This is a genomic window from Pseudoalteromonas sp. ND6B (assembly GCF_000764215.1).
Classification (GTDB): Bacteria; Pseudomonadota; Gammaproteobacteria; order Enterobacterales; family Alteromonadaceae; genus Pseudoalteromonas; species Pseudoalteromonas tetraodonis.
This window is the reverse complement of record NZ_JQFL01000049.1, coordinates 1-11,914: the sequence shown is the minus strand read 5'-3', so window position 1 is coordinate 11,914 and position 11,914 is coordinate 1. Positions and strand designations below refer to the sequence as shown.

Genomic DNA, 11,914 nt, shown 5'->3' with positions numbered 1-11,914 from the left:
TCAGCAACCCACTTAAAAAATAGTAGGCAAAGCATTATGAGCCACTTTTCACATCAATGGTTTAATAGCATCAACCAAATTGACGCAACACAATGGCATTATTTTTTTGGTAGTGACCCTTTTACTCAACACGCTTTTTTATATGCACTTGAGCAAAGCCAATGTGTAAGCGCAAAAACAGGTTGGCAGCCTCACCACTTAGCCGTTTATGAAGGCGATAAACTAGTTGCCCTTGCCCCTGGCTACTTAAAAGCGCACTCCTACGGTGAATATGTATTTGACTGGGCATGGGCTGAAGCTTATGAAAAAAATGGCTTAGATTATTACCCTAAATGGCTGTGCTGTATTCCCTTTAGCCCGATTGAGGGCCAAAGAATACGTATTATGCATAGTAACCCAAAGTTAGTTTATGAGTATATAACAGAGCAACTTAATACCCACTGCGCAAAACAAGCCTGGTCAGGCTGGCATGTAAACTTTTGCGATAAAGCACAAGCCTCACAGCTAAATGATGCAGGTGCCATGCTGAGAACCGGGGTACAGTTTCAGTGGTTTAATAATGAATTTAAAGACTTTGATGATTTTTTAAAAACCTTTAATGCCCGTAAGCGCAAAGCAGTAAAAAAAGAACGCGCTAAAATAACACAGCAAAATATCACCATTGAATGGCTGCAAGGTGAGCAAATCACCACAACAGTGATGCAGCTTTTTTGTGAGTTTTATCAACGTACTTATTTAAAACGTTCAGGCCATTTAGGCTACTTAAACAGCGATTTTTTTAGCTTGCTACACGCCTTAATGGCTGAAAAATTGCTCATTATGCTAGCCAAAAAAGACCATAAAGTGATTGCCGCCACATTAAGTTTAATTGGTGACAATACCCTTTATGGGCGTTATTGGGGAGCAAGCGAAGAGATTGATTCTCTTCACTTTGAGCTGTGTTACTACCAAGGCATTGAATATGCGATTAAGCATAATATTCACTGTTTTAATGCCGGTGCTCAGGGTGAGCATAAAATAGCACGCGGCTTTCAACCCATCACTACTTATTCTGCTCATCATATTATTCACCCCGATTTTAATCATGCTATTGCAGATTACTTAGAACGCGAATGCCAACATATCGACATTTACAAACAACAATGCAGCTCTTTATTGCCGTTTAAAAATGAGTAACTGATTATTTGCAGGCATCGCCGTATCGCTAAGTAACTTAAGCCCAGATTGCACTGCAAGTTGCTCAACCGCTTCGAAATCACGAATACCACTAAGCGAGTCGCGACTTTGCAATAAACTATTAAATTCATCATTACTGGGGCTGGTAAACTCCCCTTTATATTTGAAAGGGCCATATACACACACCACCCCTTGCTGGTTTAAGTGCTGATTTACTCCAGCAAAAAAACGCGTAATTAACTCCCAGCTCACTATGTGAAAAGTGTTAGCAGTATATATCGCATCCACTTTATTTACTGGCCAAGGATCGTTTAGGTCAAGTAATAAAGGCGGATGCAAGTTTGCCAGTTGCACCTCATCATGCCATAACTTTATTCCTTGATGATTAACCTCTCGATCACTGGTATACCATTGTAAATGTGGCAATTTTTTGGCAAAGAAAACGCTATGCTGACCCGTCCCCGAGCCTATCTCAAGTACCGACCCTGCATTTTGCAATGCAGGCTGCAAAGCCTTAAGTATATGATTTTTATTATTTTCGCAGGCTTGTGAAAACGGTTTGGTCATACTGATGCACCTAAATTGCAAATGAATGCACAATAGTAAAACAAATTTCAGCTATTTTGTCGTGAGTAAATTAACCAAAATAATAAAATAACTTTAATTTCAATACGTTAAATTATATTTACCGAGCTGGTACGCTATATGCTTTTATTAAATTACTCACTTAATGAGTACTAAACGACAAAAGGATAACATTATGTATATTTCACCCTATACCGCCGTAGACGCTGTAATGGCAATTACCGATAAAAGCCTAGATAAAACGAGTCATGAAACAGATTGTAGAGCAACGGTTATCGACTTACTTTCTCATGTAAAACACACTCAAAAGGCACAAAACAAACATGAAACAGACCAAATATTTATTCTTGGCTACAATTAAAATTCTGTTTAGCCTTATAACTGGCTGTTTATATAAATACATTATTTAAGTCGACTTAAAATCCGTTTAAGTCGACTTTTTAGTTTTAATCCCACTTGTTAACTTGCCTTGACGCCCCCTACTTTTTAGCTATACCGTTGTAAATAGCAATAACAGCACCATATCTTTTTATATAGCGTAGTTTAATGTCATATATTCTCTTTTTTAGGAGTACTAATGAGTAACTTTAGAACAGAATCAGATAGCATGGGGACACTCGACGTGCCCGCTGACGCACTTTATAAAGCACAAACCCAACGCGCCATTAATAACTTTACGATTAGCAACCTCACCATGCCACAGCAATTTATTATTGCTTTAGCGTATATAAAACAAGCCGCAGCATTAACCAATTTAAAGCTGGGCCATTTAGATAAAACAAAAGCAAATGCAATCGAGCATGCCTGCCAAGAAATTATTGATGGTAAACATTATGAGCATTTCCCTGTTGATATTTTTCAAACGGGATCAGGTACCAGCTCAAATATGAATGCCAACGAAGTTATTGCAAGTTTGGCTTCAAAACATGCTAATCAACCTATTCACCCTAACGACGATGTGAATATGGGACAAAGCTCGAATGACGTTATTCCCACTGCAATCGCCTTAAGCAGTGCTATCAGTGTTGATAAAAAATTACTGCCAGCACTAGCAAACTTAGCCGACGCCTTAGAGCAGAAAAAAGCAGACATCGGTCATATAGTTAAAACTGGGCGCACTCATTTAATGGATGCAATGCCAGTGACCTTTGAGCAAACACTCAGCGCATGGCAATCGCAGGTAAAGCACGCAGCCAGCGGTATTGAGCATGCACTAATACGTGTTTGTGAGCTGGCTCAGGGGGGGACAGCAGTAGGTACAGGTATTAATGCCGATCCACAATTTGCTACGCTATTTGCCAAACAGCTAAGTGAAAAAGTAGGGATTAACTTTATCCCCAGTGATAACTTTTTTTATAATATTGGCTCGCAAGATGCCATTGTGGCTTTATCAGGGCAGCTGAAAGTCTATGCCGTTGCGCAAATGAAAATAGCCAACGATCTACGTTGGATGAATTCAGGGCCGCTTGCGGGACTTGGTGAAATAGAGCTTGAAGCATTGCAGCCTGGTTCATCCATTATGCCTGGCAAAGTGAACCCGGTGATCCCAGAAGCCGCTGCAATGGCTAGTGCGCAAGTAATCGGTAACGACGCCACAATTACCGTAGCAGGCCAAACTGGCAACTTTGAGCTTAACGTAATGCTACCCGTGATTGCTTATAATATCCTGCAAAGTACAGAGATACTTGCTAACAGTGCGCAAGCACTAGCGGATAAAGCCATAACTAGCTTTAAAGTTAATCAAGCACAGATTGATAAAGCGCTGACTAAAAATCCTATTTTAGTTACTGCACTCAACCCAGTTATTGGCTATGAAAAAGCAGCAAAAATTGCCAAACAAGCTTACCAGCAAGCAAAGCCAATTATTGATATCGCCGAGCAAGAGACTGACCTATCTCGCTCAGAATTAGAGGCATTACTCAATCCAGCTAAATTAACCCAAGGTGGGTTAATGTAAAAGCGCCATTAATGGCGCTTTAATATATTGATAGTAGAGTTTTTATTGCCGTAATGGATGCACCGTGTATGATAGTGATGAATAATTCATCACTATCAGGAACGATTATGCGTACTCCATTACTCGCTCTACTGCTACCGCTTTGCTTAACAGCTTGCTTAGAAACCACCTCAAATGAAACTGAGCAAACTAAAACCAATGCGGTAGAAAACACGTCTACGCCGATACCACAACAAAAACTACCACAAGCGAATAACCAAAATAAAATAGCACAGCAACTACCGGTTGATGCTGCAAAAGAAGTGTCGCTTGATGATATTAAAACAGCAAAAAATAAATTAAATAACCTCATAGCAGATAAACAATGTTCAACTAGTTCACAGTGTAAAGTCAGTGCTGTTGGTAGCCGTGCCTGTGGTGGACCAAGTGATTACATTGTGTACTCTACACAAAGCGCACCCCAAGAGCAGGTTTCAGCCCTAAGCGATACTATCACTCAATTGGAAAGTACCTATAATGCGCAAAAAGGCATGATGAGTATTTGCCAACATTTAACTGCGCCAAGCACTCAGTGTGTTGAAAATAAATGTGTTAAACTTGAAGGCTCTGCGGTAAGTGTATTTTAAGGATTAGATTATGAGTTGTTTGTCATCCGTAATTAAGCTATCAGCTACCTGTGTTGTTATGACTATGCTACTTAGCGGTTGCAGTAGTGCACTAACATCAAGCAAAGCTCAAAACGCGAGTGAATCTGTTTTAAATACTCAACTTAATGAGCTTACAAGTAATAAAAGCTGCACAGCCAGCTATCAATGTAAGGTGTTAGGTGTTGGCTCGCGTGTCTGTGGGGGGCCGAGTAAGTATGTTGTGTACTCAACATTAAATCACTCTCAAGAACAAGCAGAGCAATTAGCGCAAAAAATCACTGAGCAAGAACAACTAGATAATGCAATGCTTGAGTTCAAAGACTGTTCACCAGTGCTAGAAGTCCACTCTTTATGTATTGATAATCAATGTAAAACAGTTAACTACCAGTAGCAGTTCGTTTCGGTGTTAATCTAATAGTGGTATTAACACCGAAATAACCACCACCATGAAAATACACACACCTGCCTTAAAAATGTATTCCAGTGGCATTTTTTTCTGTACCCAGTAAGCATATATAAAACGCACGAAGTAGCTTGCCGCCGTGCCAAATAAAGCAAACATAAGTAAGTAGGCAATCAATAAGATATTCACAGCGGCACTTTTTTAGAAAATAATAGCCCCAGTGTAAGTATTTTACATAAAGAAGGCAAAAGGGTTACTTAGTCTTTTTTGTATGCTCAATGAGTAACTCTGCTACCTGTTGCTTTACCGCTCTTTTATCATCTACTGCCACTTCAAACCGGCTAGCCAATTGCGCTATTTCGTCATCATTTAAATTAAACGATAGTCGTTGCCGTGTTTTTTTAGACTTTACATCAAGACCTAAAATTTTACGGATCATATCTGAGGGAGTGAGCTCTTGATCGATAGCTTGTTTTTTTATCGACTTTTGTACCTCACTACTCAAATCAAATGCCATTTGCGTGGCGCGCACAGCTTGCTCTTGGCGCAACCACTTGTCTTTAGCATCACTCACTGGGCATCTCCAGGAAACAAATCAACAATATCGCTAATTGGGCGAGTTAACGTCAGTGAGACTTCTGTTTCACCTCCCTCCCAAATCTCTATATTAACGCTATGCCCTTCATCGGGTGACGCTAAACAAATCATTTCACAGGGTTCACCACCGTCTTGCTCATAGCGAGGCAGCGTTTGGCCACGAAAGTCTTTATTATGAAAATAACATACATAAGGCGATTCACTTTGTTGATAGCTTTTCGCTAAAAATTGCATAAAACGCTCAGGGGTATTTTGTACCGTGATATGTGTTAATGACTCTTCATCAAAAATACGCGCAAATTCATCAAGACCAAAGATCTCTTCAACTTCATCACGCTGAATTTTTATAGAGAAGTTTGCCCACTGTTCACCATCATTTTGCTCTATTTGTAAAAACACCACTTGGCCAGTGTTAGTTTCAAGTACAAATTCAGTATCACTGCTGTGTTGGTACTGATACGTTTGCACATCAATAACGCGCAACGTTTGACCTTTAAGCCATGAAGGATAAGCAAACGAATCAATGACAGTAAACATGTCGCCTTTTTTAAGGTCACTCGCATGATTAAGCTGACGTTCTGGCTTTTTTTTAGATTTGAAAAAATTAAACATATAAGGTGCCTCTGTAAGCAAAAAAGGTAACGGAGCGAAACTCGGTTACCTTTTTGATATGGTTCTAAATGTTAGCTATTTTGCTTCGCTTTAATGCGCGCTAAAATATCAGCACTTTTTGGATTCGTATCACCAATACCTGCTTCAGCCATTTTAGCTTTTAAATCGTCGCCATTAACATCTGCTTCTAGAGACTTTGCAGCACCTAATTGATCAGTACGGTCTTGTTGGCGTTGCTTAATACGCTCAAGCGACTGACGCGCCGATGTCATTGATGAATTATTAGTATTAAGCGTGCTGTTTACAGCCATTGTCGCTTGCTGAACGCTTTCTGTGGTTTTAACCATAGTAAGCTGACGCTGATTTTCCTTAATTGATTTTTCAGCATCTTTTACTTGCTGCTTCAAAGTCACTATGTGACTACTAAAGCCCGCTAACACTTGCTCGTGCTCAGCTTTCTCAGCTTCAAAGTCACCAATTTTTTCTGCAATTTCTAATGCTAATGCTTCATTACCTTTTTCAAGGGCTTGACCTGCATAAGCTTCATGCTCAGCAATTGATGCATCTACTGCGCTAATTTTACGCTTAGTTTGCATTTCTTTAGCCATTACTTCTGTTAGGCTTTTTTTAGCACGGTGTAACGCATTTTGTGCATCAGCAATTTCTTGCTCAAAAATACGAATACCATTGGCATCAACAATTGCTTCGCCTGCTTCACGTGCGCCGCCACGTACTGCTGTAAATAATTTTTTTAAAATACTCATAATCTTAACTCCACTAACTAGCTACTAATCGTTTAAATATAAGGTCACGGCTTCTAGTGCATCTATAGCGTTATCAGCTAATGTCACTAGTTCGTGGGTAACATCATCTAGAGATGAATTTACCGACAGTGCACCAAAAATCGCGTATTTATTATCGATCTTAGCAAATGCACTCAGTGGAATTGGCACGTTTAAACGCAGTAATGTTTCGTTTAACTCGTTGCGTAATTCACTTTTTACTTCATCTTCGTCAAACAAGTAGCTAATACATAGTAATTGCTCTTGTGTTTGAGTAACAAAAATTGGAAGCTCGTCATTTCCATCAACAATGACTTGTAAAACATCTTGCTCACCTGGATTGGCAATCAAGAAAGACTCAAAGTTAGCACCCTCGGTTTCAAAAGACGCTAATTTTATTGAAAGTTCATTTAATTCCATGTCTCTGCCTTTTCGTCGTTTGACATATTATGTCTGAGTTAAGATTCGCACGGCCGACATATTATGTCAACCATGTTTTATTAATTTTTATACAATTCACTTTCTATTTGCCAAGCTGCTCGGTAGTAATCATATAAGCGACCAGAACCTAACCTATTGACTTCAATATCGTTCACTTGTTCAAAATAGTTATTAGGAAATGCAAAACTCGCTAATAAATATTTTTTACTAATCCACCGAGATGGCACTGGCATATCAGTTATATTGCTAATACGGGCACTAGGTGATTGCCCCATTTTAGTCGCAATAGTCCATCCCCATTGACCAAACGAAGGAATGTTTTGCTGATATTGCTCTACATAATCAAAACCTGCGGCTTTCACCGTTTTAGCAATACTTAAAAATGCCTTTTTCGCATGATAAGGCGATGTTGACTGTACCGCCATAGCACCATCAGGCGCTAATAATTGGCGTACATGATTATAAAAGTAATCGCTGTACATCTTATTAAGATCAGGGTGATTAGGGTCTGGCAAATCAATTAAAATAGTATCGAATTGCTTTGACTGATCCAGTAGCTTTTCAACTTCTAAAAATGCATCGCCCACAATAATATTTGCTCGCGGGTCATGCATCGATTCATTATTGAGTGCTACCAACCGCTGTTTAATCTCTTCTGGCGGTGTGAATTTATCGTCTTCATGGCCAAATAAATTCAGTAGCTGGCCATCTAAATCAATTAGTGTGACTTCTTTGACTGGCCACTTTAATACATCACGCATGGCTAATCCGTCACCGCCACCAATAATCAAAACACGGTCATGACGATTAGATGCGAGCATTGCAGGATAAACAAGCATTGAGTGATATATTTGCTCATCTACACTAGAGAACTGCAAACGACCATTTAAATATAGATCAGTAATTGGCTGAGGCTGATTTTTACTTAAACGCTCTGTTAGCACCACATGTTGATACTTAGTCGCCTGAGAGTAAATAACTTTATCTTTGTATAGTACGTTACTTAGGTTATCCATCCAGCTACTACCAAACTGCAAAATAAAAGCGAATAATACCAGCAGTAATATATGGCAAACCAATAGCAACTTAGCAAAGCGTACATAGCTATGGTAACGCCATAAAAAAGCCAGCCCGGCAATAATGTTAAATAGCGCTGTCCAAGCGGCGGCTTGCATTATTGGCATTGCGAGCATAATACTCACCCAAATTGCCGCGCCAATACCAGCGCCAATATAGTCAGCCCCATATATAGTGCCGGCGTTATTTTCTAAAAAACGTCCATAAACATGCTGGCGAATGCGCGCAATAAGCGGTATTTCCATACCAATAAATAGCCCTAATATTAAGCCAAATACATAAGGTAAAAAGCGAGACCACTCTTGCAGCTTTTGAAACACGTAACCATTAAGAATAACGTCAGGTGGAATATTAAAAATACTTGAGAATAAATGAGGGAGTGAATAACTCACGGCAATAATGCTGGCAATGGCTAATATACAGCCCATACCTATGAGCGCAATAATACTCTCTAGCCAAGCAAATGCGGTAAAGGCATCTTTAAACCAACGCGCTAAAAATGCACCCATCCCCATAGCTACAATCATAGTGCCTATCATGGCGTAAATTGCACTCTCAACTGAGCCGAGTACTCGGCCAGCATAATGAGAAAGTAAGTATTCATAAATAAGGCCGCACCCAGCGAGTACGGCCATAACAGTGATCAGTAAAATATCATGCCCAAGTAAATTAAATTTACTTGGGGAAGCTTGAGTTGATGACACGTGATTATGCACCCAGTAGTGTGGCCATAGTGATCCCGACAGCAAATGACACAGCTGCAGAAATAGCGGCAACACCCACATTCTTTTGACGATTCACTTCATCTGAAATATTACAGCCAGCAAGAATGATTTTAATCGTCAGTAAGTGCAGTAAAATGAAAGCAACCAAACAAACAACGGCGCTTAGCGCCCAGTAAAGTAAACTCGCATTAATATTGTCAGCAGCATAAGGAGCAATGCCTGTTGCAGCAGTAATGGCTAATGCACTACCAATTAAAAAGCCTGCATAACGAACACCTACTGCTAAATTACCATCAATAATAGCCTGTTGTAGGCAGTCGCCACTTTTATTGGTGCGCTTAAATAACTGCACGCGATATTGGCTTACTAACAGCAATACCACACTACCAATTACAAACGCAGCAATAACAATAGGAATGCCATGCCAACCTTCAGTAGCAACCCACAATAGGGCTGAGCGGATAACCACGGCAACACTTACTACATGGCCAAAATCAATAATTGACGCAGTAACGTTACCTTTGACTATTTCGTTATGTAAGCTCACTTTACGCAGCGCCACTTTATCTTGAAAAAAGTGACCCAGCTTTATAAGCAGAATTGCTAATGCACCATAGCCAAGCATTAACAGAGCTTCTTTTTGTAACGTAGCAGCAAACGCACCACTACTCACGCCCGTTAACACAATCGCAAGTGCTACCAAACCAGCGGCAAAGCTTATTCCAAATGCAAAGTTATCGCGCTCGGTAATTTCATCATTGGCGTGTAAATTAGATACCCAACCTTTAATATACTTTAAGCTCACAAACAGTAAGATGATAATTGCAAAGTCCACAGACAGTGCTTGCAAAGACCACATAGTTATTCCATTAAATTCATACATATTATTCTAACTCCAACGTTATTCTTTACTTACCACGACTTACGCCGCGCGAGGTTCTGCTACTGCTATTACGAACCGATCCTGAATTATTGCTATAACTACTCGCTCTTGAGTAACTGCTGCGACTTTTAGGCGGCGTATAACTGCTGCGACTCAAACCTGATGCACCTGTTTTTTTACTCGCATAAGGACTAGTGAACTGCTTGCCTTGGCGTTGGTAAGATTGTCGTGTACGTGTTTCTAATGCACTTTGGGTTTTTATTTGTTTAGGGCTTGAGTAACGAGTACGACCATAGTCATTGTAGTAACTATACTTACGGCGTTTACTCCAACTTCCGTATTCAACTCGGTCAAATACATCACCCAAAATACGGTACATGCCGTACCACTGCCAAAAGCTAATACCACTACTATTCGTTTGCCAATTACCATAGTTAGGATTACCTACCATTTGGTTACCGACCCCTTCGCCTTCAGCTTTTTGGCTTATAGCACCAACTCGTGCTAAAGAACCATTCGACATATCCGCAAGCATATTAATAGGATCGGTTAAGGCATCAGAAAATAACGTTGGCTTTGCTGCCTCACGCAATAAATCAATATTGTATAAAGTGTCTTCGTAAGGAGGAATTAAGTAATTACCCTTAATATCATCAAGGCGTTGGGTTAAGCCACTATAAAGGGCTCCCTGGCGTGTGGCATCAAGGCTAACTACATCAACAACCTTACTGAGTTCAGGTTGCTGTTGTTTAAGGATACGACTGTATTCTTTAAGAATAATCGCATTACGTATACTACCATTATCAAGTGCTTTACCAAGCTGAGTAAGCTCGACATCGGCCTTTTTAATGGACTCTTGAATTGTTTGTTGTAGCTGTTCTTCTTTAGATTGACAACCAATCAGTGCTGTAAACAAACAAAACAGGCTGAGAAGTTTCCAAGCTTTTATATTCGACATTCATGTCACCTGATTTACTAAATTATCCTAGATAGTTTTACACAGGACAGTTATTAAACCAACAATGAAATTGCAACAAGATGATAATTTAGGGACTAGTTTAAAGATGCAAGGAAAATAACTAAGATCAGTAAAGAGAGAATGCTGATGGTAATACTTCAAAACTGAGGGCTTTAGGCTTAACACTGACTTGGATTTGGAGTACGTATACTACTTTGCAGCGACAGCGCATTAGCATGTAGTGGCAGAACAGCGTGGAGAGTCATAATGAAGGTGGCTTTTGGCTATTATACCAATCCGCAATAATACTCAATCATTTTGCGGGGGTAAACGTGTCGCTATCTGTGTTAAAAAATTCTCATTTAGAACAACTAAATAGCGAATTTTTTGCCTAGCTATCAACCCGTTTTTCCTGCCTCAAAATAGACCGCTTAATTAAGCGAATTGGTATTATTTATTCCTTTTACCTGATGCCTTTTACCTTTCACCTGCGTTTTCACTTTCCTACAGACGTAAAAAAACCCGTCACATCGCTGTAACGGGTTTCTCTTATTTGGAGCCTGGTAATGTCCTACTTTCACATAGCAAATGCTACACTATCATCGGCGCTGTTTCGTTTCACTACTGAGTTCGGCATGGGGTCAGGTGGGTCCAAAACGCTATTGTCACCAAGCAAATTTGGTGCAAGTTCGATTTAATCGAGCTTACTAAAATTTGGAATTCTGATAATAAAGAGTAATCAAGTAATCTACTTTAGTCTATTAACTTCTTGCTTAAACTGTCGCATAAAACGCGTTTGGCGTTGTATGGTTAAGCCTCACGGGTAATTAGTACAAGTTAGCTTAATGGCTCACACCACTTCCACATCTTGCCTATCAACGTTGTAGTCTTCAACGGCCCTTCAGAGACTTTAAAAGTCTAGTGAGAACTCATCTCGAGGCCTGCTTCGCGCTTAGATGCTTTCAGCGCTTATCAGTTCCGAACGTAGCTACCGGGCAATGCCATTGGCATGACAACCCGAACACCAGCGGTTCGTTCACTCCGGTCCTCTCGTACTAGGAGCAACCCCTC

14 protein-coding genes and 2 rRNA genes are annotated in these 11,914 nt (G+C 40.0%); 5 read left to right on the top strand and 11 right to left on the bottom strand.

Annotation, left to right across the window (positions count from 1 at the left end):
* Positions 1–36 precede the first annotated feature (36 nt).
* Positions 37–1,176: a GNAT family N-acetyltransferase gene (locus ND6B_RS08090; protein ID WP_033103650.1), complete on the top strand. Its 1,140-nt coding sequence runs from the start codon at positions 37–39 to the stop codon at positions 1,174–1,176.
* On the opposite strand, the gene ND6B_RS08095 is transcribed toward ND6B_RS08090, so the two are convergent.
* On the bottom strand, positions 1,153–1,743 hold the full coding sequence (locus tag ND6B_RS08095; RefSeq protein WP_033103649.1) for a DUF938 domain-containing protein: 591 nt from the start codon (positions 1,741–1,743) through the stop codon (positions 1,153–1,155). The two genes, ND6B_RS08090 and ND6B_RS08095, sit on opposite strands and share 24 nt — an antisense overlap.
* 193 nt (positions 1,744–1,936) lie before the next feature.
* Between ND6B_RS08095 and ND6B_RS08100 the strand changes: the two genes are divergently transcribed.
* From ND6B_RS08100 to ND6B_RS08115, 4 genes are all read left to right on the top strand, one after another.
* Positions 1,937–2,122: a hypothetical protein gene (locus tag ND6B_RS08100; RefSeq protein WP_013463685.1), complete on the top strand. Its 186-nt coding sequence runs from the start codon at positions 1,937–1,939 to the stop codon at positions 2,120–2,122.
* A 216-nt stretch (positions 2,123–2,338) separates the two neighbouring features.
* Positions 2,339–3,718 (top strand): class II fumarate hydratase, encoded by a 1,380-nt coding sequence (locus ND6B_RS08105; protein WP_016900241.1) that lies wholly within the window; start codon positions 2,339–2,341, stop codon positions 3,716–3,718.
* 68 nt (positions 3,719–3,786) lie between these two features.
* Positions 3,787–4,344: a hypothetical protein gene (locus ND6B_RS08110; protein WP_016900242.1), complete on the top strand. Its 558-nt coding sequence runs from the start codon at positions 3,787–3,789 to the stop codon at positions 4,342–4,344.
* Between the two features lie 10 nt (positions 4,345–4,354).
* On the top strand, positions 4,355–4,756 hold the full coding sequence (locus ND6B_RS08115) for a hypothetical protein (protein WP_008113277.1): 402 nt from the start codon (positions 4,355–4,357) through the stop codon (positions 4,754–4,756).
* Positions 4,757–4,771: 15 nt separating this feature from the next.
* Here the strand turns inward: ND6B_RS08115 and ND6B_RS0119285 are convergent, their stop codons facing one another.
* From ND6B_RS0119285 to ND6B_RS0119280, 10 genes are all read right to left on the bottom strand, one after another.
* A complete protein-coding gene (locus ND6B_RS0119285) occupies positions 4,772–4,957 on the bottom strand; it encodes a hypothetical protein (RefSeq protein WP_008113278.1) in 186 nt (61 codons plus the stop codon).
* Positions 4,958–5,021: 64 nt separating this feature from the next.
* Positions 5,022–5,342, bottom strand: a complete 321-nt coding sequence (locus ND6B_RS08120; protein ID WP_008113280.1) for a hypothetical protein — start codon at positions 5,340–5,342, stop codon at positions 5,022–5,024.
* On the bottom strand, positions 5,339–5,977 hold the full coding sequence (locus ND6B_RS08125; protein WP_016900243.1) for a hypothetical protein: 639 nt from the start codon (positions 5,975–5,977) through the stop codon (positions 5,339–5,341). Before ND6B_RS08125 ends, ND6B_RS08120 begins: the two co-directional genes overlap by 4 nt.
* A 71-nt stretch (positions 5,978–6,048) precedes the next feature.
* Positions 6,049–6,741: a PspA/IM30 family protein gene (locus ND6B_RS08130; RefSeq protein ID WP_016900244.1), complete on the bottom strand. Its 693-nt coding sequence runs from the start codon at positions 6,739–6,741 to the stop codon at positions 6,049–6,051.
* 24 nt (positions 6,742–6,765) lie between these two features.
* Positions 6,766–7,179 carry a YjfI family protein gene (locus ND6B_RS08135; protein WP_004335098.1) on the bottom strand — a complete coding sequence of 138 codons (414 nt, stop codon included), beginning with the start codon at positions 7,177–7,179 and terminating at the stop codon, positions 6,766–6,768.
* An 80-nt stretch (positions 7,180–7,259) separates the two neighbouring features.
* Positions 7,260–8,981 (bottom strand): polyamine aminopropyltransferase, encoded by a 1,722-nt coding sequence (locus ND6B_RS08140; RefSeq protein ID WP_016900245.1) that lies wholly within the window; start codon positions 8,979–8,981, stop codon positions 7,260–7,262.
* A 4-nt stretch (positions 8,982–8,985) separates the two neighbouring features.
* The gene (locus tag ND6B_RS08145) at positions 8,986–9,885 is read right to left on the bottom strand and encodes a DUF350 domain-containing protein (RefSeq protein ID WP_013463678.1); all 900 of its coding nucleotides are present in this window, start codon (positions 9,883–9,885) and stop codon (positions 8,986–8,988) included.
* A 25-nt stretch (positions 9,886–9,910) separates the two neighbouring features.
* Positions 9,911–10,843 carry a hypothetical protein gene (locus ND6B_RS08150; protein WP_010392530.1) on the bottom strand — a complete coding sequence of 311 codons (933 nt, stop codon included), beginning with the start codon at positions 10,841–10,843 and terminating at the stop codon, positions 9,911–9,913.
* A 558-nt stretch (positions 10,844–11,401) separates the two neighbouring features.
* Positions 11,402–11,516: ribosomal RNA gene (gene rrf / locus ND6B_RS08155) — 5S ribosomal RNA — on the bottom strand.
* Between the two features lie 133 nt (positions 11,517–11,649).
* Positions 11,650–11,914, bottom strand: a 23S ribosomal RNA gene (locus ND6B_RS0119280); the annotation flags it as partial.